Raw genomic sequence first — 23,308 nt, forward strand, 5'->3', positions numbered from 1 at the left:
CTGGGTTGCGGTCGGCATCAAGTACGCCGTCCGGCGGTCCCGTCGTCGCAACGTCCCCGGTCCAGGGCATCGAGCTGCTGGCGACGCCACCGCACCGCATCAACCTGCTTGTCGAAGCTGCGCTCGTGCTGGCGACCCGTTTCCGGGTTGCGGTAGCGGGCCCGCCACGAGTCGCCCCGGCGACTGATGCCTTCAGCCATCGGTTGTTCCGAACTGCTGCTGCGCGATGGACGTCATGGTCTTCCTCTCCGAGACCGACCGCGATAACCGCGCCCTCCGACGTCGGTCGAGATCGGCGACTGGTCGTGGCCCATCGGTGGTGATCGTTTGCGGTCCTTGCGGAGAACGAGATTCGAACCCCTCGACGTGATCACCCGCGCCTGGTCGTCGACCTTTGGTGACTAACGAACCGCGACCACCATCGTCCTAGGAAGACCCGACGCCATGCGACACAACAAGAAAAGCCAGGACCAGCCGGGGGGACAGTCGGCCGTCAGTCCCGACGCCGCCGCTTCTGCCGACCCACCGTCCGACCAAACCCATTCGACCCTGAGCGCGACATCCGCCGCGACTCGGCGCCTAGCTTTGGGCGCGTCACAGCGCCCGGATAACCAGGACCCTCAGTTGGTGTGCTGCTGAACGACGTTTAGCACGTTGCCATCGGGAGCGCGGACGAAGAAGCGAGTCACGCCCCACGTCTCGGTTGTCAGGGGATGCACGATCTCGTACCCACGCTCCTGTGCTTGGCGGTAGGCGGCTTCGACGTCGTCGACCATGACGGAGACCACCGGGTCCACGGGCGCGGTGGCATCGCTGGTCATCACCTGGAGCGTCGCCCTGGATACCGGCGACGTGTGGCGGGCCACCCAGCCCAGGTTGAACTCCTCCTCGGCCAACCCGAGGTAGTCGCTGTAGAAACTTCTGGAAGCGGGAAGGTCGGGTACATGGAGGTCGGCGATGATCTGCGTGACGCGGATGCGAGACGGGTCGGCACTGCCAGCTGGGCCGGTTTCGCCTGAGATCTGCTCCGGCGCGGCGCCCAGGAGGTGAATCCAGCGCGGATCCTGCTGGCCCGACCGGCGCTCGAGTTCGCACACCAGCGGTTGCGGGCGGCTCGCCATCCGGCGCAGGCACTCCTCGACCTGGCCCCGGGTGGCGAACCCGTGCAACCGCTCGGTGCGGGTGCGCAGCTCACCCGGCGCCTGCGCGCCGCGGAGCAGCAGTACCGTGAGCAGCGCCCGCTCGTCGGGCTCGAGGGCGAGATGCTCGTCGAGGATCTGGTGGTACTTCAGTGTCCGGCGCCCGGTGTCGGACCACACGATCCGCAGCAGCCCGCGCTCCTTGAGAGACTTCGCGGTCCGTTCGACGATCTGCTGGTCGAGGTTGGTGACGGGGTCGCGGCTGCTCGACTGGTTGCACGCCGACACCAGTGCGTTCGCGGAGAGGGGATAGGTGGCGGGCACCGTCGTCTGCTTCTCCAGCAGGCTGCCGAGGATGCGCTGGTCAGTTGCATCGAGGACGGGGAGTTCGCTCACGTCACGACCTTAGGTCTGACTGGGCACAATTGCGGATCGTACAGCGTCCTTTTGCCGCTCTAGAGTTGCTTCTCGGTGTCCAGCGTCGACTGAACGTCGACGGTCACGCGCGCCTCTCGACTGCCCCGCCGGCACGAATAGCGCGTGGAATTTCAGCGACCTGGTCGACCAGAGCACCGAGTCGAGCCAGCTCCGCGGCCGTCGCTGGCGAGTCCAGGGTCACCGAGTAGGCAATACCGGTCGAGCGCCAGTCGTCGTCGAAGCCGCCATCGGCGTCGACCGCTATGCCGGCGATATCGATCCTGAGCCTCTCTGCCTCACGGTACGTGTCGTTGAGAACGCAGAGGGCCACGGATAGATGTAGCAACTGAGCGCCGTTAGAGGCTGGGCTGGCCACGACACCTTGTTCGGTCCACCTGTGGAGTAGCACGACACCTTCTACGGCGCGAAGGGTGCCGGCGGTTGCGCGCACGCCGAGTGGTGAGAGGTTCACACGCAGATCTTGCCTACCGGGACCGCGCGGATCGATGTGCGCCGGCAGAGATGCGTCGATTCGCCGCCTCCTACGGGCGCCCGGCGTCGGTCGGGGGAGTGGTCGGGTGTGAGGCTGTAGGGCGCTCGACGTCGGGCGGCAGCCCGCGCGTGATGAGGCGAAGAGCATTGCGCACCGGTAGCCATTCCGGATTGGACAGAGTGCCGTCGGCGCGACGGCGCTCGAGGTGTGACAAGAGAACTCCGACTGCCTCGGGATCGTTTCGGATCACCCGGAGCGCCTGGTCAGGGGAGGGCGGCCACGCCCTTCGGTCGACTTCCTCAGCGCTTCGGGGTTGCTGGCTTGAGGTAGGAGGTGGGGCATCGGAAGCTGCCGACATGCCGCGCGGTCGGTAGCGGGGGACCTCGATCAGCCGGACTTCAACGGCCCCCTTGCGCGCACCGAGGCGCCGCAGGGCGGCGTCATTGCGGCACCGGGTCGAGCACCAGACGGGACGTCGGCCGACGCCGCGGTAGGTGACGTCTTCGCCGCAATTGGGGCAGGCGTGGGCGTCGCCTGGCTGCTGATCACCGTCCGTCATCGCGACTCCAGGTAGCAGGGGGACGCCATTGCCGTTTCGCACAATCGAAACAAGTCGTGCCGACAATGCAAGAGGTGTATTGCACTTCGTTGTACGGATCTCGGCTGGGCATGCGGCTACCTGAGCGGCGCGGGTGGGCGAGGTTTCGACGAGGTCGGGAGATTCGGGCTCATCATCTTTGAGCGAGCCAATTTTGGAAGTTGGAGCTGCGGTGGAGGCTTGTACTCGTCCGACCGCGGAGACCGCGGAGTCGATCCTCAGCCACGCCCGCGATCACCTGGCGCCGTACTTGCGGGTGCGTCGCCTCAAGTTCTGCGAAATGCCCAAGACCATTTTCGGGAAGGTCGGGTGAGTCGAGCTGCGCCAGCGCCAGGACGCGGTTGAGGGTTCTCGGCCGACGGCCGGGTACCGCGATGGAGGAGTTCCCGAGCCCGACGAGCTGAGCTCGGCCCCGAGTCCCTCAAGTGCGCATCGTCTGAGACCAGCAACCTCGTTGCAGCCCTCCCACCGAGCCAGCGGTGCGGTTGTCGCCCCCCGGATAGCAGCTGTCGTTTGTCGAACACTTCCGCCGCCTCGTCATCCATAGCGTGTTTCTCGTCACCCCATCGCCCGCTGCAAGTCGGGCTTCGAGGGACAACACAATCCCGACGAGTTGCAGGAGGAACACCAATGACCGCAACCACCACCAGCCCCGGCACTGTGTACGCCGGTTCCGCCAATCCGTCCGACCACGTGTGGGAGCCATTCGAGTGGGAGGAGCCTGCCCTCGGCCGCACGGACGTCCAGGGCGAGATCGCTGTGTTCCGCCCGGAAGGCACCAGCGGCAACCTCATGGCCGGATTCTGGCGCTACCACGCCGGTGCGCCCGGCGCGAACGCCGACGGCTCGGGCACTGTTGTGTGGTCTTCGCCCCTGGGCGACGAGTGCGCCGTTGTTCTTGAGGGCTCTGCGGTCATCACCGTCAAGGAGACCGGCCAGCAGTACGAGGTCGGCCCCGGCTCCATCATTTACGAACCCAAGGGCCTCGAGCAGTCCTGGGAGATCAAGGGCCCGTACTTCAAGAAGTTCTGGGCGATCTGGGACGGTACCGACGCCACCGGTGTGAAGAGCAATGAGCTCATCATCGCGAACGTCAACGACAACCCGGCTGACTGGGCGCCGTACGACTTCACCGAGCCGCTTGAGGGCGACCTCACCAAGGGTGAACTCATCATTCTCCGCCCCGAGGGCACGACCGGCACCCTCCTGTCGGGCATCTGGCGTTCGGGCAAGGGCATCCCCGGCGGTGAAGAGGACGGCACTCTGGTGACGCCGTACACCGGCACCCTGGGGGACGAGACGATCTTGCTGCTCGAGGGCGAAGTGCACATGCGCAACGACGAGACCGGTGAGGAGTGGGACTTCCGCGCTGGCGACCTTATTGCCATCCCGTCCGGCGTGCACATCACCTGGACCTCCAAGGGCCCGTTCGTCAAGAAGTTCTGGGTCATCACGAAGGACGCTTTGCCGGCCTGATCAGCTTCCCGGCCGACTCGCGACCTCACCCTTCGTGGGTCGGCCGGGCAAGCGGTCCAGGCCGCCGACAGTCCGTGCGGACAGGCGCACGAATCCGGGGACACCACGTCCCCTCAGATTGACGAGGAATGACGATGACTGACCTAGTGGGCAACGCCGCGCTGAAGGCGGCTCGCGATGCACTTGTCTCGCGACGGACCGACTACACCGCAGCGAACGAACAGTTCTCGTGGCCGGATGTAGGCCCGACCTTCAACTTCGCGCACGACTGGTTCGACCCGATGGCGCGGGGGAACGACGATGTCGCGCTGGCCGTGGTCCACGTCGACGGCACCAAGTCGTCGTATTCCTTTGAGGAGCTGCGCCGGCGATCAGATTCAGTCGCGCGCTTCCTCGCCGACGCAGGTGTCGGGCGCGGCGACAGTGTCGTTGTCATGCTCGGGAACCAGGTGGAACTCTGGGAAACGATGCTTGCCGTCATGAAGCTCGGTGCCGTGCTCATGCCGACCACCACCGCCGTCGGCACCGCAGAACTGGTCGACAGGCTGAACCGCGGCGCCGCGCGGGCCGTGCTGTGCAACGCCGGCGACGTCAGCAAGTTCGACGACGTGCCCGGGGACTACATCAGGGTCTGCGCCGACGGCTCGCCAGACGGCTGGCATCGCTATCCCAACCAGGCCGAACGCGACCACAGTGTCGAACCAGTTCCGCACCCCGGTAGCGGGACGCGCGAACCGCTCTTGTTGTACTTCACCAGCGGCACAACGAGTCGTCCGAAGCTTGTGGAACACACGCATTTCAGCTACCCCGTCGGTCACTTGACGACGATGTATTGGCTCGGGCTTCAGCCTGGCGACGTGCACCTCAACATCTCCAGCCCCGGATGGGCGAAGCACGCGTGGTCCAGCTTCTTTGCCCCTTGGCTTGCCGGCGCCTGCGTGCTCGTCCTCGACTACGCCCGCTTCGAAGCCGACGCACTGCTCGAGCGGATCCGTTCGGAAGCAGTGACGAGTCTGTGTGCTCCGCCGACGGTCTGGCGAATGCTGCTCAACGCGGACCTCAGTAGTGGATGTGGCAGCCTGCGCGAAGCGATCAGCGCTGGGGAACCGCTCAATCCAGAAGTGATCAGCCAGGTCCAGAGGGCCTGGGGGATCACCATCCGCGACGGGTTCGGACAGACAGAGATGACCGCGATTGTGGGGAACACCCCTGGGCAGCACGTCCAGCCCGGATCGATGGGACGTCCGCTTCCTGGCGCCAGGGTCGTGCTGGTCGACCCCGTCACGGGAGCAGTCGTTGACGGTCCGGGCGAAGGCGAGATCTGTCTTGATCTGAAGGTCGGTGCCCCCAACCTGATGACGGGCTATCGCGACGATCAGGTGCGCACGGACGAGGCAATGCGTGACGGATTCTTCCACACTGGCGACGTGGCAGTGCGCAACCGGGATGGTTACCTGACCTATATCGGACGCACAGACGATGTATTCAAATCGTCGGACTACAAGATCTCGCCCTTCGAGTTGGAGTCAGTGCTGATCGAGCACCCGGCCGTCACCGAGGCTGCCATCGTGCCTGCACCGGATCCGATCCGGCTGGCGGTGCCCAAGGCCTATGTCGCACTCGCGCCCGGCTTCGAGCCTTCGGCTGAACTGGCGGAATCCATCCTTTCCTTCGCGCGAGACAAGCTGCCGCCGTACCTGAGGGTGCGCCGCCTTGAGTTCTACGACTTGCCCAAAACGATCTCGGGCAAGATTCGCCGCGTCGAACTCCGGGCACTCGAGGTCGACGACAGCGGGTCCGCCGAGCGCCGCACCGGCGAGTACCGCTATGAGGACTTCTTCGCGCGCGTCTGAGTTCCAGCTAGTCGTAGGGGGAACGGATAGAACCGCCCAACCTCCCGGAAGGCGGTCAGTCCGCAGGGTCGGAGGGAACGGAGCGAGGCCACCATCACCCAGCCTCGGGGTGGCCTCGCTCCGCTTCTTGAATACAAGGCGATGGGAACTGCCGTACCCCACAACTGGTGCTGCCAAGGTCGCAACCATCGTCCGCCAATGAGCAACCGCCGAAGGTGCAGTCACAGGAGCGAGACCATGACGAAGATTGATGAGCGCACGTTGACCGTCAAGTCCCTCGAAATGAACAGTCTGATTCCGCTGCTCCGCAGACCTGGCTTCTTGGTTCCCGGTCCGCGTCAGGTTCGAGTCTGCGTGGCGATCCTCCTGCTGCTCATCGGCGCTACGGCTACTACCCGACTGATCGAGACAAGGGGCGACGCGTTGCCCGACGGAGCAGTCTTCCGACTAGACGGCAAGGTATTCACCGAACAGCAACTCGAGCAGCGAGCAGCACTCGTCGAGTTTCTCTACGGCGTGACCAAACCCGACGCAGCCGCCAAGGCAGACGAATTCAACCGAGCGCTCGCCAAGGCCGTTGCAGTCAGTCTCATCGTGGAACGAGCCGCACAGAGTCGCAGCATCGTGATTGCGGACAAGGCCGCGAGTGACAAACTGGAGAAGATGATCGCCGACTCCGGTACGAGCCGCCGAACATTCATTCAGCAGCTCGGCTCCCACGGATTGTCGGAAGCCGACATTCTGCGGGAGATCAAATTCCAACAGGCCAACGAACAGCTTTTCGCCCAGGTCACCAAAGACATCAAGCCCACCACGGACGAGGAAGCGAAGAAGTACTTCGATGACCATTCCGCGGAGATGGCCACGCCTGAATATCGCAACCTCGCGAACATCGTCGTGTCGACGAAGGACCAGGCAGAACAGGTCGCGCTGCTGGCGCGGTCGGGTCGACGATTCCCTGCGTTGGTGACCAAGTACTCGATCGACGAAAGCACGCGCGGCAAGGACGGGTCTCTCGGCACAGTCGAGGCCAACCAACTTGAGGACGCCTACGCCGCCGCCGCCTTCTCCGCACGCAAGGGCAGTGTCTTCGGACCAGTTGAGACTCCGCAGGGATGGAATGTTGGCCGAGTCGATGACATCCAGCCGTCGACGCCACTGGACTTCGCAACCATCAAGGACGCGTTGATGTCCAGATTGACCTACGACGCACAACTGAAGTCGTGGAACGCCTTCCTCGTCGACCAGGTGAAGGCAGCGCACGTCACCTACGCATCGAACTATCGGCCAGCCGACCCGGACGAGGTTCCGAGCCAGTCCGTCGGCGTTGGCGATTCCCCGTCGGAGTGAGGAACTGATCATGATCGCTTACATCCTGATGATTGTCGCCGGCGCCTCTCTGGCCGTGGCCTGGCCCGACGCCGAGACGAATCTTCTTGTCCCGTCCATCGCGGCCGCGGCGGCGGGCCTGGTACTCCTCGTCCTCAACGAGCGAATCAGGCACTGGGCCGAACGCGACGCCCTCGGGGCCGCAGAGCTGGACGACCCTGACGAATCCCGCCCGACGTCCTCGGATGCGGATCTCACCGACGCGGCACGGGCGTAACGCCAACTCGGCTCAGTTGGCCGACGGATCATCGCACTGCCTTCGGTTGCCGGTGTCCACGGGGGAAGTTCAAGTGGCCCGTGAAGTCGTGCCTGGCCGCCTGAGGGTCTTCGGGGGTCGTTACGAGGCGCTTCGCGCGCGTGTGCTCCCGACATCGCTGGCGGTCCTGGCCCGTCCCTGATCTCTTGGTCAGCTCGCGTGAAAGTACGTCTCCTGCTGGGGCCTTGGCCCTGAAACCGGGGTGGCGCTGAGAGACAACTACATGGCCGTGATGTGCAACACCCCGCTCGACGAGAAACCTAGCGTCATCTTCACAGACCGATACTCCGAGGACTGGCTCGCAAGTCATGAGACTTCGCCTAGTCGAATCCTGGAGAAATAGATAGCGCGCGAATTTAACAAGTCGCGAAATCGCTGGAGGACACTCGCATGTCAGCAACGATCGATGATCAGCAGGCGCCAACTCGCAAGAGCATGGCCAGTGGCCCCGTCGGTCGCGCTCTGCGAGAGATCGGTGAGCCGTTGGAGCTTCTCCGGTACATCTGTGTTTCGGTCGCTCGCAACCCTCGCGGATTCCGCGACGATACAAGAGACTATTCGATCTATTTCCTGAGAAAGTCTCTCGGGCCAGGGCTGATCGTCAACTTTGGATACTCGCTGCTCGCGATCACGTTCTCCACCGGAATCCTTCTCTTTCTCGGTGCCGCCAACCGCGTAGGTGTTCCCTATTACAACTTCACGATTCGGGAAATTATCCCCATCCTGACCGGCGTCACCATCGCCGGAATCATCGGCACGTCGATCAGTGCAGAGATCGGCGCTCGCAAGATTCGAGGCGAGCTGGACGCGCTGCGGGTGATGGGTCAGGACCCAGTACGCCTGCTGGTCGTTCCCAGGATCATTGCAACGACGGTCATGACGGTCGCGATCTGTGTCTTCATCCTGGTCCTCAACCTTGCCGTCGGCGCCGTGGGTGGTGCTTGGTTGGCCGACACTTCACTCGGCTCCTACATGGATGCGTGGACGGCCAATGTCATGGCCGCCGAGGTCATTGCCCTGATCTGCAAGACGTCCCTCATCGGCTTCTTCGTCGGACTGGTTTGCGCCAGCAAGGGCCTCAACTCACAGTCCGGCTCGGAGGGTCTTGGGCGCGCCGTCAACCAAGCGGTTGTCGTATGCGTCCTGGCGGTCTGCATCATCGACACCCTCTTCGGCATGACCATCATGGCTCTGGTGCCTGAGCTCTCGACCGGCCGCTAAAGAAAGAAGTCGTACTGATGAGCACAACGGCCCCAGGAAACGGCGTCGCAAAGCGCGCCAGCGCGTCCCTTGCGGAACTGGGCGAGATTGGTCGATGGACAGTTCGAGCGTTCGTCGAGCTGCCCCGAGCCCTTCGGTATCCGACCGAAATCATCCGGCAGACAGCAATCTTGCTCGTCTCGAACGCGCTACCGATCTGGGCGATGCTCTTCACCTTCGGTGTCTTTCTTTCCGAGATCGGCTATTACGTCCTGACACAAATCGGAGCACAGGCCTATACCGGACTCTTTGCAAACGCTGGAAGTCTCAAGGCGACCAGCCCTGTCTTCTTCGGATTCATCGTCGCCGCCAAGACAGGCACGGGCTACGTAGCCGAGATCGGCGCCATGCGCATCAACGAAGAAATTGACGCATTAGAGGTGTTGGGAGTCGACTCGAAGGCCTACCTCATTGGCACCCGCCTCTGGGCAGCCCTGATCGCCCTTCCAATGCTGTACATCACCGGAATGCTGATCTGCTTCCTGACGATCGGATTCGGATCGGTCAACATCTATCACGCGGTTTCAGAAGGCGGCTTCTGGCGGGTCTTCTGGTCCTTCGCCTCTCCCTTCGACATCGCAGTGGGCTCCATGGGGTGGGCGATGATCGCCGCCGTTATCGCCGTGATCGTCGGCCTGTACTACGGCTACAACGCCTCCGGTGGAGCGGTCGGGGTCGGCGAGAGCGCCGCCAAGTCCATGGCTCTCAACGTCGTCGTGGTCGCAATGCTCTCAGGCATGTACTTCCAGGCCGTGTACGGCACCGGCGTCATTCTCCCGATCGGGAACTAGGGCTGAGGGGCCAAACGAGATGAGCATCAATTCGTCTGCGACGCAGACTCTCGCCGAGGGTCCGGTCTTGGGAACCGGCCACGGCAAACCAACCATCAGCGTCCGCAACGTCCGGAAAGCCTTCGGCAGTCACGAGATCCTCCGTGGGCTCTCGGTTGACTTCGTCGACGGCGCCATTACGACGATCCTGGGCCCGTCCGGCACGGGGAAGAGCGTCCTGCTCAGTCACATCGTCGGCCTCCTCGAGCCTGACTCCGGAACGGTCGAAGCGTTCGGCCAGGACATCTGGGGCCTGCGAGAAGACGAACGCGCCGAGATGCGCAAGCGCATCGGTGTGCTTTTCCAGGACGGCGCGCTCTTCGGAGACCTGGACGTCTACGACAACGTGGCCTACCCGCTGCGGAAGAACACGGACAAGACAGAGGACGAGATCCGGGACATCGTGCTGGCCCGGACCGCTGAGGTCGGCCTGACAGCCGCCCTCAACCGCACGCCCAGCCAGCTTTCTGGAGGGATGAAGAAGCGGGCCGGATTTGCTCGTGCGCTCGCGGTCGAGCCGGAGGTCGTTCTCTTCGACGAGCCCGACTCGGGCCTTGACCCGGTCCGCACGAGCCTGCTCTGCGACTTGATCCTCGAAGCGCACAGCATTCACAAGGGCACCTATGTGGTCGTCACACACGACATTGGCGCGGCCAGACGGCTCAGCGACTACGTCGGCGTTCTTTGGAAGGGCGAGCTGATCTTCTTCGGCACCGCGGACGAAGCGTTCGGCTCCTCTGATCCTTTTGTGCAGCAGTTCCTGAGCGGCTCGTCCGCCGGACCTTTGGGAATGGATTGACATGAAGACACAACAGCGAATGGCGGCGTTGAGTGTGGGGCTCGTGGCGGCCGCCGCGGTCATCCTCATCCCGCTCGACAGGGACGCCTACGAGCTGCGGTTTGTCGTTCCGTCGGCGGCGCAGGTTGTCGATGGCGGAAAGGTCCGCATTGATGGCAAGGACGTGGGATCGGTCTCTGACCTCGACGTTCGAGACGGCAAGGCGGTCATCACACTCAGCATCACCGATGACGACTACGTCCCGCTGCACGAAGGCACGACGTCTCGAATTGACTGGCAGTCGGCGCTCGGCGAACGCATCGTCACGCTTCATCCCGGACCTGATTCGAGGCCCTCGTTGCCGAGCGGTGCCATGTACGAGGCCGAGTCGAGCCAAGTGGAGGCCGACCAGGTGCTCGCTGCGCTGGACGAGCCCACGCGCAAGCAATTGAACTCGCTGCTGCAAGAACTGGCTTCAACGACGAAGGGAAGCGAGAACGATATCCGGGCGTCGCTGCGTGCAGCAGGCCCGGCTGTCGAGGCGCTTGGCGAGATCCTCGCGGCTGTCGGCCGTGACGGCCCCGCGATCAAGACACTCGTCAGCGAATTGCACCAGATGACGTCTGGCCTGGCCAAGCGCAGCGGCCGCATCAGTGACACCGTCGAGAGCCTGAGCGAGTTCTCCGGGGAACTTGGCTCGAAGGACGACCAGTTGGCGAGCATGCTCAAGGAACTCCCGTCGACGTTGACTACAGCACGTCAGACGCTCGACAAGGTGCCGGCCGTGGCCGATGCGGCAGGGCCGCTCCTTGACGATCTGCAGCCATCGACTTCACGGCTACCAGCCATTGCGGACAACCTGTACCCGACGCTGCGAGACCTGCGCCCCGTCGTTGCCCGCCTGGGTCCGACGCTCAGCGCGACCCAACAGCTGTTGGGGTACACGCCTGAGCTGCTCGACCAGGGCCACCAGACCCTGCCGGCTCTCGCCAACACCCTTGACCAACTAGGACCTGCGGCCGAGTTCCTGCGGCCCTATACCCCCGAACTTGTGGGGTTCGTGACCGGATTCGGAGCCACGTTCTCGGCGTATGACGCCCAAGGACACGGCTGGACGGTCTTGCCGGTGCCTGGTCTGGCATCGGCAGGCGAGCTCCCGGGCGCCGTGCCGTTCGCGTCCGTCGACAGACGCCCGGCGCCCGGAACATCTGTCGGCCAACCGTGGACCGATGCCAACGGAGGTGGAATCCGATGATCTCAACGACACGCCCAACAAAGCGGGTGATGATCACGGTGCTGGCGCTCGCTGCCGCGGCAACAGTCGCCGCGGGCCGATCGGATGAGAACGACCAGGTTGAGTTGACAGCCGTCTTCTCCGACGCAAGCCCACTTTACGAGGGCAACTCAGTCAAGGCCTCGGGCGTGACGGTGGGGAAGATCGAATCGATCACGCTCGTTGATGGCGCAGCGAGAGTGCGGATGCGCGTGGAACGTTCGATCCTGCCACTTCACACTGACGCAAAGGCAGTGATCACCGAACAGGATCTTTTGGGGGAGCGCTACATCGCGCTCGACAGGGGCTCGGCCGACGCGCCGATTCTCGACGAGGATCGCGCTGTCATTGAGAAGGCGAACACCTCGCGGACTGTGGATCTCCAGTCGGTCCTGGACAACGTCGACAACCCGACGGGTACGGCGCTAGCCGCTCTGTTCACGACTCTCGGTGAAGGTAGTGCGAGCCGGGGCAGGGACATCAGTGATGCGATGAAGGCACTCACGCCGGCGATGCGTCAGTCCGGCCAGCTGGCCTCAGTCCTCAGCAGTCAGAACGACTTGCTTGCACATCTGGTCGACACCGTCGAACCGGTGCTGTCCGCTGTTGCCGTTGACAATGGCAAGAAGCTCGACGGTCTCGTGGACTCAGCTGATCGAACCCTCGGCCAGATCGCGGCCGATCGCGATGCTGTGCGGAAAGCGTTGACCCGCCTTCCCAGCACCCTGGCTGCGGCGCAGCAGACACTCGCCCGAGTCGCGCGAGTGGCTGATAACGCGACACCCACTCTGGCGGCGATGCGCCCGGTGACTACAGACCTGAGCGATATCAGCGTGGAACTTCGCAGATTCGCGTCGGCCGCTGATCCTGCGCTCGCTTCCTTGCGGCCAGTGCTCGCCCATGCGCAGGAACTCATCGACCGAGCAGCACCTGTCGCGGTCGCACTGCGTGATGCAGGCCCAGATGTGCGTAAGACGGCAAGCGGTGGCCGCCGATTGGTCGATACGGCGCTCAGCGGTGCCGCGCTCGGAGACCTCCTCGAGTTCGTCAAGAACTGGGCTCTGATCACTAGCGGATACGACGGGCTGAGCAACTACTTCCGGGTCGAGGCGCTCGTCACTCCCAAGGCGCTCATCACGACTGCTGCAGGTGCCGTTCCCGGTCTCGGCAATGGATCTGCTTCCGGGCCTGCTCCTGGAGGCGCGACGCCCAAGGCCAAGACACCATTGATCCCCAAACTGCCGGACTTGAGCAACCTGACAGGTCTGCTCGGCCTCGACGGGGCCACCGGCCTGTCCCAGAACCAGGAGAGCAATCTCCTCAGCCAACTCCTTGGAGGTCTTTGACCATGGGTCCTCAGGAACAGCGCACCCTCAACCGCACAGCAGGTCTGGGCGTGGTTGGTGTCGCCCTCATGGCGCTGGTCGTCTACATCGCTTTCACCGCACACAGCGGTCTCCCGCTGACCCCCAAGACGACGATCAAGGCCGCCTTCCACGATGTCGGCTCGATTCACACCAACAGTCAGGTGCGGCAGAGCGGCATCCAGATCGGACGGGTGGCAAAGGTGGAGTACGTCGACGGTGTCGCTGTTGTGACCCTGGAACTCGATGGCGACGCCGAGGTGTACTCCGACGCTCGGGCGAGCGTTCAGGACTTCTCAGCCCTCGCGCAGAAGTACATCGAGCTTGAGCCCGGCGCCGCCAAGTCGGGACCGTTGGACGACGGGATCATCCCAGCGGACAACAACACCGATTCCGCAGATGTCTACCAGCTGCTGAACGTCTTTGATTCGAAGACGATGACAGCAGCGACCGGTACGGTCCGCGAATTGGGTGGGGGTGCGGCCGGCCACAGCGATGACCTGCAGGCCTTCCTTCGAGCGTCGCCACGGTTGCTCGATGACGTCGGAACGGTCTCGGAGGCCATCGCGTCTGATTCTGCGGATCTCCCCGCGCTGCTCGCCAGTGCCGACAAGCTGGCGACCAGACTTGTCGGACGGCGCGACCAACTGTCACAGGTCATCCAACAGGGCGATGTCACGCTCGACGCCATCTCCACCGACCAGGCCAAGCCACTGGGCGCCTCTCTGAAGGAGTTGCCAAACACGCTGGACAACGCCAAGACCGCCTTCGGTGAACTGAACACATCGCTCGACGACGCGGCCGTCTTCCTGAAAGACGTCCGCCCTGGCGCCACGGCGCTAGCACGGTCGGAAGGTGACCTGAGGGCTGTCCTGCGCAACGGCCAGGCGCCCTTGAAGAAGGTGCCATCGGTGTCGAAGGTCGCTGTACCCGCCGTCGACGATCTAGCCGAGACGCTGAAGGACGCGAGGCCGCTCGCGCCGCGGGTCGCACAAGCATTCGACAGCATCGCGACCCCTGTCTCGATCCTTGCGCCCTATGCACTCGACATCGAGTCACTGTGGGCCCGCCTTCGCAACATGACGTCAGAGAACGTTGGCGGCAAGCACTACGGCCGCACGACCTTCAACGTGAACGGTCGGGCGCTGAGTGCCCTGACTCCCGGCGCAATCGGAAACAACCCTTACCCCCGTCCGGGCGAGGCCAGCCGCGACCGTCAGGGTTCGCTGATCATCGGAGGTGAGCAGTGAAGCGCTTGGCCAGCATGCCGAAGCCCGTCGCGGGAGCGATGGTGATCTTCCTGGTCGTCATGACGACGGCCATGATTTACAACAAGGAACGCATTGGTACTGACCTGCGACGCATTCTCACCTCGACGGACACCGTCTACGCCGAGTTCAGCATTCAGCCGAAGGTGCGCGAATTCCGTGCCGGCAGCGACGTCAAGCTGGCAGGGATCAAGGTCGGCACCGTCAGGGGAATTGAGGCGATCGAAGACGGTCGTTCGCGAGTGACCATGCAGCTCGACGGCGGAACCCGCGACAAGTTGGGATCCGAGCCGACGGCCACCGTACGGGCCACGCTGGTTCTCGGTGGCCGCTACTACATCGACCTGGCTCCCGGGGGCGGCGGATCCTTCGATGCCGACACAATCCCCGTCGAAAGGACGTCGCTCCCAGTCGAGGTCGGCGACGTACTCCACGCCGTCGGGTCGAAGCGGGCACAACTGGGCATCCAGTCATCAATTCGCCAACTCGATGCAGCGCTGGACGACAAGGGCGAACAGGCACTCCGTGGCCTCGTGAAGAGCGCGCCGGCAACACTCGAACCTGGTGCTCAAGTGCTGGAGGGTCTGCGCGGCACGAGCCCGAAATCCGATCTGACGAACACCGTGCGCGGCTTGCGGAACACGGCAACGGCGATGACAAAGAGAGACGGCCAGGTTGAGTCCCTGATCGCAGCCGTTGACGACGGCACTCGTGCATTGGCCGACGCGAGCGAGCCTCTGGCGGAAGCAGTTGCCACGATGCCCGAAACGCTGAGAACCACGCGAACCGGACTCCGTGATCTGCAGCCAACTCTCGATCAGACGATCACGACTGCGGAAGACCTGGGTCCGTCCGCCGAGGCACTGAAGCCACTCACCGAAAATCTCGACCCGGTGCTCATTCAGAGCCGGCGCTTCATGGCTGTGCTCAAGCCTCTCCTGATCGACACCCAGCCCCTTCTGGAAAGGCTGGCGCCGGCAGCGTCCAAGGGCACCAAGCTGTTCGACAACCTGAATGGGCCGGTACTTGAACGTGTCAACGGCCCCATCACGAAAGCGGTGAACTCGCCGTTCAAGGGAACAGGGCGCTATGCCGGGAACGGCAACAGCGGAAATCTCCTCTACGAGGAGCTGAGCTACCTCGGTGTGTGGGGCTCCCAGGACTTTGGCTGGCATGACAAGAACGGCGCCGTTGCTCGCGTCGGTCCGACGGTTGGACTGGGCAGCTTCGGAGCGCTCGTGCCGAGCACCGAGCAGTTGCTCGAACAGTTGGGCTTGCAACTGCCGCTCGGTCCCCAAGCAAGTGCTGGCAACTGAAGGCGAAGGGCCAACCGATGAGTACACAGACATTCCTTGCACGAACCTGGAGTCGGCTGCGGACCGAGCCGGGGCTCGGGCGAAACGTGACCCTGGTCGCCCTCGCCTTCATCACTGCAGCGGCGGTGGGGGGCTACATGCTGCTGCAGGCCAACTTTGTGCCGCCGATGGGTCGCCAAGTCATTCGCGCTGAGTTCAGTGCGGTTCCTGGGACGAATGCCGCCACCTCGCAGAGCGTCACCATCTCCGGCGTCCCAGTCGGCACCATTACCAAGTCAGAAGTGAGCGACCACGGCACGGCCATCCTGGAGCTGAACATCGAGGATGACTATCAGATCTTCACGAACGCCAGGGCCGTGTTGCGAACGATCAACGCGCTCAACGAGATGTACGTCGAGATCTCCCCCGGAGGACCGCCCGCTGAACCCATGTCCGACGGTGGGACCATTCCCATCGAGCAAACCGCGCGCCCCATCCAGGCAGACGAGGTCCTGCACAATCTTGACGAACGTTCTCAGCAAGCCATCGCGACGCTGCTCGCAGAATCGGACGCAGCGTTGGCGCGAGCGCCGCGTGACCTGCCGCGAGGCATGGAGGCCACCGACGCGACGCTGACGACTCTGCGGCCCGTCGTTGAGAAGCTGAAGACACGCCGCAAGTTGCTCGCTCGTCTGGTTTCGTCCCTTTCCGAGATCGCTGAAACGGCAGGCGGCGACCAAGAGCGCGTCGCGCGGTTGGCGAGTTCAACCCAGAAGGCCTTCGGCGTACTGGCAAAGAACGACCGCGACCTTCGCGCGAGCTTGCGTGAACTCCCTGGTCTCAGCCGCGGCCTTCGGCAGGCCCTCACTGCAACTCAGGGGCTCACTAAAGAGCTCGACCCAACACTCAAGGACCTCACGAAGGCCTCTGGTGATCTTCCGGCGGCGCTGGAACGGTTCACCGGGACGATCGACCAGCTGGGCAAGACCATCGATGTGGCACGGCCCGTGGTCGTCGCGGCACGACCAGTGGTTCGTGATCTCCGACCGCTCGTCGCCCAGCTCGATACCGCCCTCGGCGATGCGATTCCAATCTCTCGAACCCTCGATCGAACGACCAATGCCGTCACCTGGTATCTGGACGACCTGAGTGCATTCGTCTTCAACACCTCTTCGGTGTTCGGCGTCAAGGACGGTCAGGGCAGCTTCATTCGCGCGTATCTCACCCAGCCGTTGCCTGACGGTGGAGCGGTGCCGGGCCAGCACGGTGCTGACCCCCCTCGGGTCGAAGACGGTCGAATCGTCGGCGACGTTGTTCCAGGAGGAAACTGATGAGGAACTTGACTAGCGGCCGCAAGAAACTGGTCGTCCTCGCCGCTTTCGGGGCCTGTTGCCTCGCAGTAATCGCAAGCCTGCTGTCACTGAGTGGGGTGAAGGTCTCTGACTCTTACCAGGTGAGTGTCGTGTCGTCCGACGTCGACAACCTGGTTCCTCGCGGACGGGTGCGCATCGCCGGAGTCACGGTGGGTTACGTCGAGACGACGGAGGTGACGCCGGAAGGTGCCAAGGCCGTCATATCTCTTCTCCCCGAGTATGCGCCGCTTCACGAAGGCGCCACCGTTCGAATCGGCAACCGATCGTTGGTCGAGGAGACATACCTGGAACTGAAGGACGGAACCGGACGGGTTCTCTCCAGTGGGACCGCGCTGCCGGCGGACGCCGTCCGCACAAGCACCCAGGTGAGCGATGTCCTGCACAGCCTCGACCAGCCCACCCGCAAAGCTCTGACGGAACTTCTGCGGTCCTCGGGCCAGGCAACATCCGCCACTCGGGCGCAGACGGCGCAGCTGCTCGCGGGGTTGGGAGACCTGGGACGCGACGGTGTGACGGCCCTCGATGCGATCGCCGCACAGAGTGCAGACCTGCAATCCTTGGCGCGCGACACGTCGACCATCCTCAAGGCGCTCGATACGGGACAGGGCCAGATCGCAGCTCTCGTTGATAGTGCGGATCGGCTGACTGCCGCATCTGCCAGTCAACGAACGGCACTCGCTGAGACCATGCGACGCCTGCCGGGTGTGCTTGAGAGCGCCACGACTGCGAGTGTCAAGCTGACTGCGCTGTCGGGTTCACTCCAGCCTGTCGCGCGAGACCTTCGCGCCGCCGGACCCAAGCTCAGTTCCGCCCTGGCACAACTGCCGGCCGCCTCCCGGGATCTCCGAGGGCTGCTTCCAGAACTCAACGCAGTGCTCGACACAGCTCCCGCGACACTGGACCGCATCCCACAGTTCGCAGACGACATGCGCGACGAGCTCATCCCGTCCGCCCGCGACATCCTCCAGGACGTCAACCCCATCCTCGGCTACCTGAAGCCGTACGGCCCTGACATCGCCGCCTTCTTGGCCAACTTCAACGCCATCCTCAACTACAAGGACGAGGCAGGAAACCACTACTGGAGGACATTCCTGACGGTGAACGACAAGGCCGTCACCGCGCCCGCCTCTCTTGGGCTCACCTACTACAACCCCATTCCGGCTGCAGGCAGCGGCGGCCTGCCCGGACCCTTCAAGGGAGAGTTCCCAAGGTTGGAACGCCAGCCTCGCTAGGCGTCTTCACTGCCGTCGATTGCGAGTGGTGGGGGCGGCCGGCCCGTCGGCATGGGCGGGCCGGCCGCGGGGCGCTGCAGTTTCACTCAAGCAAGGAATTCGGCAACCAGAAACACTGCACATCCGCGCCATTGGCTGTGGGCGTCCGTGCTGTCGCACGGCGACAACAACGTGGCAGCACCAGAGAACAAGGAATGTCCAGTCGTCCCTAGCCTCGAAAGGTCCGGTCAATTGCTGACGAAGACGGACACTCGATTCGTTACATCTACCGCGACGTTCCGCGGTTGACGAGGAGTATCAAGATGACCCTTCAGGCGCCGCAGCATCTCGCCGAGATCGCCGAGCTGGAGGCCAACACCCGCTCGGGTGGGATCCACAGCATGGAGTGCCGCAACGTTCACAAGGCCTTCGGCGACTTCAAGGTGCTTCAAGGTCTGAACCTCGAGTTCAAGGATGACGCGATCACCACCATCCTCGGACCATCGGGCACGGGCAAATCGGTCTTGATCAAGCACCTCGTCGGTCTCCTGCAGCCCGACGCCGGCGAAGTGGTCGTCTTCGGACAGGACCTGTGGAAGATCTCCCAAAAGGAACGCTACGAGATCCGCAAACGGATGGGCGTCCTCTTCCAGGACGGTGCCTTGTTCGGCTCGATGAACATCTTCGACAACACGGCATTCCCGCTGCGCAAGCACACCGACAAGTCAGAGGATGAGATCCGCGAGATCGTGACCCAGCGGCTCTCTGAAGTGGGCTTGGACCGGGCGCACAAGAAGCTGCCGAATCAGATCTCCGGTGGGATGCGCAAGAGGGCTGGCTTTGCGCGTGCTCTGGTCCTGGATCCCGAGATCGTGTTCTTCGACGAGCCTGATTCGGGCCTCGACCCCGTGCGAACCTCGCTGCTCAACGACCTCATCCTCGACATGCACGCCGAGCACAAGGGGACCTATCTGTTGGTGACCCATGACATCCGGACTGCGCGCAAGGTCAGCGACTACGTGGGTCTGATCTGGAAAGGGAAAGTCGTGCACTATGGCGAGGCGGAAGAGGCATTCGCCAGTGAGGACCCCCTTCTCCGCCAGTTCCTGGCTGGGAAGTCAGCTGGACCACTCGGCATGGACTGATCTGGGCTCGAACCCAGCTCGCCCGCGGCTAGACCGCAACTGCCGCGGCCCTGCACGAACAGTTCCCACGACCACGCCGGCTGGTTGCCAACGATTGAGAAACGGACGTGCGACATGACAGCAGACAACAAGCCCTCGTCGCGCGGACCGAATGACGTGCAGGTGGCCCTCGCGGGTAGAGCTCGCAAGACGCTTCTTCGTCGTGGTGCATTCGTCCTGATCCTCATCGGGATCAGCGCCTTTGTTGCCGGTGGGCTCACACGCCTTCACGTGGAGACCACGGTCAACTCAACCCTGGCATTGGACGACCCAGCCGCCGCTCGTCTCACCGATCATGCCCGGTCCTTCGGTGGCGACCCCATCGTGGTCATCCTTGAGTCGGGTGAGCCCGGGCACCTGTTGGCAGGCGATGGTCAACTGCTCGGACTGATCCGCCTCGAAGGCGAGCTGGCGCGCCTCCCAGATGTCGCGGCGGTCTACGGGCCAGGGACCATCCTCAACCAGATCGCCACTGTGTCCCAGAACCTGCTCGTCAGGATCGGCGCTACGCGAGATGCCATCCGAAACGATGCGGAGTCCGCTGCACGCGCGAAGGGCGCATCGCGAAGCCAGGCGAAGCGGGCTGCCGATGCCGCCAGCGAAAGATTCGATCGTCGGTACGGCGCCCTGATCGCGCAGGGTCTACCGGCGGGCCTGCCAACCATGAAGAACCCCAAGTTCGCAGAGACGGTCATCTTCGATGCAGATGGAAGGCCTCGGCCGCGCTGGCAATTCGTGGTGCCTGACGCACACAACGTCTCGGTCTTGATTCGTCCCCGCCAAGGACTCGACGAAGCGGGGAACGAGAAGCTCGTCGCAGCAGTCGACAAGGCTGTACATGGTGCGAATCTCGAGACCAGCCGAGTGACGATCACAGGTATCCCGGCCATCACGTCGGCACTCACGCAACAGGCAGCCAGTGAGATCCCACTCCTTGGCGGCTTGGCGACACTGATTCTGCTGGCGAGGTTTCTGGCAGTGCCGAGCCGAGCACGTCGACTCGACCGACTCTGGCCACTGGCCGCTGCACTCGTCGGCAGCTTCCTCACCCTCGCCCTGTTCGGGTGGACAGGTGAGTCGCTGTCATTCGCGGCGATCGCGTTGTTGCCCCTGCTGCTCGGCATCGGCAGCTCGTTCTCGCTCTACCTCACGACAGCTGCGAGTCGTCGTGACGTGCTCGCCGTCTCGCTGGCGAGCGCGGCGGCGTTCTCCTCACTGACGCTGGCGCCGCTGCCGTTCGTCCACGAACTGGGGATAGCGCTCGGGCTGGGCGTGATGCTGACTGTCGGGGTCACGCTTGCCTTTGCGTGGGCCTTGCGGGTGACGCCGTCCGCGATCTCGGAACCACGGCCCTCCACAACTGCCGTTCGGCCCCTGAAGGGCGCAACGAGGTGGACATCGCTGACCTGCCTTGCGGTCGTCGCTGCCACCGGATGGGCTTCGCTGCCCAGGCTCGATGTGGTCGCCGACCCGCAGGTGATGGCTCAGGGTCTGCCCGAACTGGAGAGCGCCCATCACGCCGAGCAGGTCCTTGGGTCCTCCGGCGAAGTCAGCGTCGTATTGCGAGGGGTCAACGTCCAGACGACGGCCGGCCTCGACTGGCTCGTTGGTGCCCAAGACGTGGTTGTGTCCCGCTTCGGGGACCAACTTCGTCCCATCTTGACCGCGCCGGACCTCTTGGCATTCCTCGGCGACAAGCCGACAGGCGAACAGATTGTGGCAGGAATCGGGTTGCTCCCGCCCTATCTTTCCAGTGCAGTCCTGACGCCCGACAGCCAGGAGGCGGTGCTGTCCTTCGGATTGAAGCTCCAGGACCTGGGTGAGCAGAGCGACTTGCTCGAAGACGTGGAGGCATCCCTGCCGCCACCGCCTCGCGGCACCAGTGCGGAACTCGTCGGACTGCCCGTTGCGGCCAGCCACACCTACGAAGCCGTCGCTGACGATCGTTGGATCGGAAACATTGCCGGCGTCCTTGTTGCAGGCCTGGTCCTGGCGATCGGCCTTCGCCATCGCCGAGACGCGGCTCTGGCCGTCGGCGCAGCTCTTCTCGCCACAGGCTGGACGTTGGCAGGCCTCGCCATCCTCGACCGGCCGCTCAATCCGATGACCATCACGCTCGGCTCACTCGCGACTGTCACAGCATGCGAGTTCACTGTGCTGCTCGCCGAGTCGCGCAGAATTGCGGCGCCCAAACTCGCCAAGACGGTGACATGGGCATGCGTCACATCCGCCGTTGGCTATCTCGCCCTGGTACCTTCTCGGATCGCGTTGCTCCGTGAGTTCGGTATCACTCTGGCGGCGGCGATGATCCTCTCCTATGTGGCCGCCATTGTCGTCGTACGACTGTGCTCGTCATCCTTGGCGGCTGAACCGTGCGAATCTGCGAGCCCGAGTTGACGCTCGTCTGATCAAGGCTGGCCGATGCGTCGAGCCCGTGCTTGGACCCTCGGCCGGCCAAGGCGGTCGTCGAACGTGACCGCCTCTGTGGGCGGCCAGCCAGCCTTCATTCAGGTCGCAAGCCAAGGTGTCGACGGGCGCGGTACTGACGTGGGCTTTCGCCGAACTGAAGCGTGAACTCACGGCTGAAGAAGGAGGCGTTGGTGAATCCGAATCTCACAGCGACATCTCTGATCGGGAGGTCGTTCTGCACGCTCGACCCGAGAGTGCGCCGGCACCCTTCAAGGCGGCGGCTCTTCATCCAGGCGTTGACGGTCAGTCCGTGCCGCGCAAACAGACGGTGGAGCGACCGTGTCGACATGAAGAACGCTTGAGCTATCTGGTCAGCATTGAGCGACGGATCGGACAGGCGCTCCTCCACGAACGCTTGAATGCTGTGCAGCACCTCGAGGTCGGTGCCCGTGGACTGATCAACGGACTGGGCCTCCAGCGCCGCCGTCATTGCCAGCTCGGCCAACTCTCCGGCTACACGCACGGAGCCGGCCGGGGAGATTTCAGTGGTGTCGTCGGCGACTTGGTTGAACATGGGGGCGATGAGCCGCCCGAGGCCACCCACGCACGGCACGCTGATAGCCGTCACTCGCTGGGACTCTGCGCTACGGAGCCACAGACTGGCGATGGGCCACGTGTATACGCGCATCACGAAGTCATCCGTGAAAGCCCAGGTGAACGGCCTCGATGTGTCGTAGAGAGCAAAGGCGCCGTTGGCCACTGAACACTCGCGGCCGTCCTGCAGAAGGTATCCGGTTCCTCGCTCGACCAGGCCGAGTGCGAAGACGTCGGCCGTCGACCCTGATGCGAGCGACGGCGTTCGGGTGAAGGTCTGCGGTGCCGAGGTCACCACTGATGCCTGCAGGTGCCCGAGACGGCGCGTGGCGATGGAACCTCGGAGGTCACTGGAACCCTTGGGCGCGATCCGCAATTGGACGAATCGTTCATGGATCAGGTCGGTCCACCCACTCAGGCTGGACGCCTCTTCTCGTAGTAGCAGATCCGTGTTCCCCATCCGACGATGCTAAACCCGAAACTGTGAGCCGAGCCACAATCTGAAACAACGGATGTGGTACATGGCGCCAGGAGCAAAGGCTCTGGCGGCCAGCGAACAATTGGAAAACATGACGTCATCAGGGCGTGATCAGTCGGTAACTGAATCGCGCGCAGGCGATGAGGCCGGCTCGGGCTTTACCGGTCATCCGGCGACGGCGGACGAGTTCGGGGCCGGCCCTCGGTGCTCCTCCGATCGCATGGCACCGACTGAACACTTCCTGTCGCGCTCAGGAAACTAGCCGCGCCTCGAGGCCCCTAGCGTCATGTGCACGGTCGGAGAAGCCCACTGCGCATCCGCGACTACCGAACATGCCGTGCGCACGGTTCCACACACTCTCTGACTCGAA

General features: G+C 63.7%; 19 protein-coding genes. 15 read left to right on the forward strand and 4 right to left on the reverse strand.

The window, feature by feature from the left end; genetic code table 11:
• Positions 1–17: 17 nt before the first annotated feature.
• The 3 genes from ACOADB_RS00075 to ACOADB_RS00085 form a co-directional block, all read right to left on the reverse strand.
• A complete protein-coding gene (locus tag ACOADB_RS00075) occupies positions 18–200 on the reverse strand; it encodes a hypothetical protein (RefSeq protein WP_378595878.1) in 183 nt (60 codons plus the stop codon).
• A gap of 420 nt (positions 201–620) precedes the next feature.
• Entirely contained in the window at positions 621–1,535 is a 915-nt protein-coding gene (locus tag ACOADB_RS00080) for a DUF480 domain-containing protein (protein ID WP_378595879.1), read from the reverse strand.
• A gap of 103 nt (positions 1,536–1,638) precedes the next feature.
• Positions 1,639–1,887 (reverse strand): hypothetical protein, encoded by a 249-nt coding sequence (locus tag ACOADB_RS00085; RefSeq protein ID WP_378595880.1) that lies wholly within the window; start codon positions 1,885–1,887, stop codon positions 1,639–1,641.
• 1,390 nt (positions 1,888–3,277) lie between these two features.
• Here ACOADB_RS00085 and ACOADB_RS00090 point away from each other — a divergent pair.
• From ACOADB_RS00090 to ACOADB_RS00160, 15 genes are all read left to right on the forward strand, one after another.
• On the forward strand, positions 3,278–4,123 hold the full coding sequence (locus ACOADB_RS00090) for a cupin domain-containing protein (RefSeq protein ID WP_378595881.1): 846 nt from the start codon (positions 3,278–3,280) through the stop codon (positions 4,121–4,123).
• Positions 4,124–4,257: 134 nt separating this feature from the next.
• Complete coding sequence (locus tag ACOADB_RS00095; protein ID WP_378595882.1) at positions 4,258–5,976, forward strand: AMP-binding protein; 1,719 nt, start codon at positions 4,258–4,260, stop codon at positions 5,974–5,976.
• Positions 5,977–6,213: 237 nt separating this feature from the next.
• The gene (locus ACOADB_RS00100; RefSeq protein ID WP_378595883.1) at positions 6,214–7,326 is read left to right on the forward strand and encodes a peptidyl-prolyl cis-trans isomerase; all 1,113 of its coding nucleotides are present in this window, start codon (positions 6,214–6,216) and stop codon (positions 7,324–7,326) included.
• A 10-nt stretch (positions 7,327–7,336) separates the two neighbouring features.
• The gene (locus tag ACOADB_RS00105; RefSeq protein ID WP_378595884.1) at positions 7,337–7,582 is read left to right on the forward strand and encodes a hypothetical protein; all 246 of its coding nucleotides are present in this window, start codon (positions 7,337–7,339) and stop codon (positions 7,580–7,582) included.
• Between the two features lie 429 nt (positions 7,583–8,011).
• A complete protein-coding gene (locus ACOADB_RS00110) occupies positions 8,012–8,842 on the forward strand; it encodes an ABC transporter permease (RefSeq protein ID WP_378595885.1) in 831 nt (276 codons plus the stop codon).
• Positions 8,843–8,859: 17 nt separating this feature from the next.
• Complete coding sequence (locus ACOADB_RS00115; RefSeq protein WP_378595886.1) at positions 8,860–9,672, forward strand: MlaE family ABC transporter permease; 813 nt, start codon at positions 8,860–8,862, stop codon at positions 9,670–9,672.
• A gap of 19 nt (positions 9,673–9,691) precedes the next feature.
• Positions 9,692–10,510, forward strand: coding sequence for an ABC transporter ATP-binding protein (locus tag ACOADB_RS00120; protein WP_378595887.1), 819 nt, complete (start codon positions 9,692–9,694; stop codon positions 10,508–10,510).
• 1 nt (position 10,511) lies between these two features.
• Positions 10,512–11,744 (forward strand): MlaD family protein, encoded by a 1,233-nt coding sequence (locus ACOADB_RS00125; RefSeq protein WP_378595888.1) that lies wholly within the window; start codon positions 10,512–10,514, stop codon positions 11,742–11,744.
• Positions 11,741–13,108: an MlaD family protein gene (locus ACOADB_RS00130; RefSeq protein ID WP_378595889.1), complete on the forward strand. Its 1,368-nt coding sequence runs from the start codon at positions 11,741–11,743 to the stop codon at positions 13,106–13,108. Before ACOADB_RS00125 ends, ACOADB_RS00130 begins: the two co-directional genes overlap by 4 nt.
• Before the next feature lie 2 nt (positions 13,109–13,110).
• Positions 13,111–14,376, forward strand: coding sequence for an MlaD family protein (locus ACOADB_RS00135; protein WP_378595890.1), 1,266 nt, complete (start codon positions 13,111–13,113; stop codon positions 14,374–14,376).
• Complete coding sequence (locus ACOADB_RS00140) at positions 14,373–15,710, forward strand: MlaD family protein (RefSeq protein ID WP_378595891.1); 1,338 nt, start codon at positions 14,373–14,375, stop codon at positions 15,708–15,710. Before ACOADB_RS00135 ends, ACOADB_RS00140 begins: the two co-directional genes overlap by 4 nt.
• A gap of 17 nt (positions 15,711–15,727) precedes the next feature.
• On the forward strand, positions 15,728–17,020 hold the full coding sequence (locus ACOADB_RS00145; RefSeq protein WP_378595892.1) for an MlaD family protein: 1,293 nt from the start codon (positions 15,728–15,730) through the stop codon (positions 17,018–17,020).
• Positions 17,020–18,294, forward strand: a complete 1,275-nt coding sequence (locus tag ACOADB_RS00150) for an MlaD family protein (RefSeq protein ID WP_378595893.1) — start codon at positions 17,020–17,022, stop codon at positions 18,292–18,294. Before ACOADB_RS00145 ends, ACOADB_RS00150 begins: the two co-directional genes overlap by 1 nt.
• Before the next feature lie 302 nt (positions 18,295–18,596).
• Entirely contained in the window at positions 18,597–19,418 is an 822-nt protein-coding gene (locus tag ACOADB_RS00155) for an ABC transporter ATP-binding protein (protein ID WP_378595894.1), read from the forward strand.
• Positions 19,419–19,532: 114 nt separating this feature from the next.
• On the forward strand, positions 19,533–21,854 hold the full coding sequence (locus ACOADB_RS00160) for an MMPL family transporter (protein ID WP_378595895.1): 2,322 nt from the start codon (positions 19,533–19,535) through the stop codon (positions 21,852–21,854).
• A gap of 106 nt (positions 21,855–21,960) precedes the next feature.
• On the opposite strand, the gene ACOADB_RS00165 is transcribed toward ACOADB_RS00160, so the two are convergent.
• Entirely contained in the window at positions 21,961–22,920 is a 960-nt protein-coding gene (locus ACOADB_RS00165) for a helix-turn-helix domain-containing protein (RefSeq protein ID WP_378595896.1), read from the reverse strand.
• Positions 22,921–23,308: the final 388 nt, after the last annotated feature.

This window comes from Nocardioides sp. CPCC 206348 (assembly GCF_048654705.1).
Classification (GTDB): domain Bacteria; phylum Actinomycetota; class Actinomycetes; order Propionibacteriales; family Nocardioidaceae; genus Nocardioides.

Coding starts and splice junctions, on each gene's coding strand:
- ACOADB_RS00075 (WP_378595878.1), bottom strand. CDS start 200: ATGGCTGAAGGCATCAGTCGCCGGGGCGACTCGTGGCGGGCCCGCTAC.
- ACOADB_RS00090 (WP_378595881.1), top strand. CDS start 3,278: ATGACCGCAACCACCACCAGCCCCGGCACTGTGTACGCCGGTTCCGCC.
- ACOADB_RS00095 (WP_378595882.1), top strand. CDS start 4,258: ATGACTGACCTAGTGGGCAACGCCGCGCTGAAGGCGGCTCGCGATGCA.
- ACOADB_RS00100 (WP_378595883.1), top strand. CDS start 6,214: ATGACGAAGATTGATGAGCGCACGTTGACCGTCAAGTCCCTCGAAATG.
- ACOADB_RS00105 (WP_378595884.1), top strand. CDS start 7,337: ATGATCGCTTACATCCTGATGATTGTCGCCGGCGCCTCTCTGGCCGTG.
- ACOADB_RS00110 (WP_378595885.1), top strand. CDS start 8,012: ATGTCAGCAACGATCGATGATCAGCAGGCGCCAACTCGCAAGAGCATG.
- ACOADB_RS00115 (WP_378595886.1), top strand. CDS start 8,860: ATGAGCACAACGGCCCCAGGAAACGGCGTCGCAAAGCGCGCCAGCGCG.
- ACOADB_RS00120 (WP_378595887.1), top strand. CDS start 9,692: ATGAGCATCAATTCGTCTGCGACGCAGACTCTCGCCGAGGGTCCGGTC.
- ACOADB_RS00125 (WP_378595888.1), top strand. CDS start 10,512: ATGAAGACACAACAGCGAATGGCGGCGTTGAGTGTGGGGCTCGTGGCG.
- ACOADB_RS00130 (WP_378595889.1), top strand. CDS start 11,741: ATGATCTCAACGACACGCCCAACAAAGCGGGTGATGATCACGGTGCTG.
- ACOADB_RS00135 (WP_378595890.1), top strand. CDS start 13,111: ATGGGTCCTCAGGAACAGCGCACCCTCAACCGCACAGCAGGTCTGGGC.
- ACOADB_RS00145 (WP_378595892.1), top strand. CDS start 15,728: ATGAGTACACAGACATTCCTTGCACGAACCTGGAGTCGGCTGCGGACC.
- ACOADB_RS00150 (WP_378595893.1), top strand. CDS start 17,020: ATGAGGAACTTGACTAGCGGCCGCAAGAAACTGGTCGTCCTCGCCGCT.
- ACOADB_RS00155 (WP_378595894.1), top strand. CDS start 18,597: ATGACCCTTCAGGCGCCGCAGCATCTCGCCGAGATCGCCGAGCTGGAG.
- ACOADB_RS00160 (WP_378595895.1), top strand. CDS start 19,533: ATGACAGCAGACAACAAGCCCTCGTCGCGCGGACCGAATGACGTGCAG.
- ACOADB_RS00165 (WP_378595896.1), bottom strand. CDS start 22,920: ATGGGGAACACGGATCTGCTACTACGAGAAGAGGCGTCCAGCCTGAGT.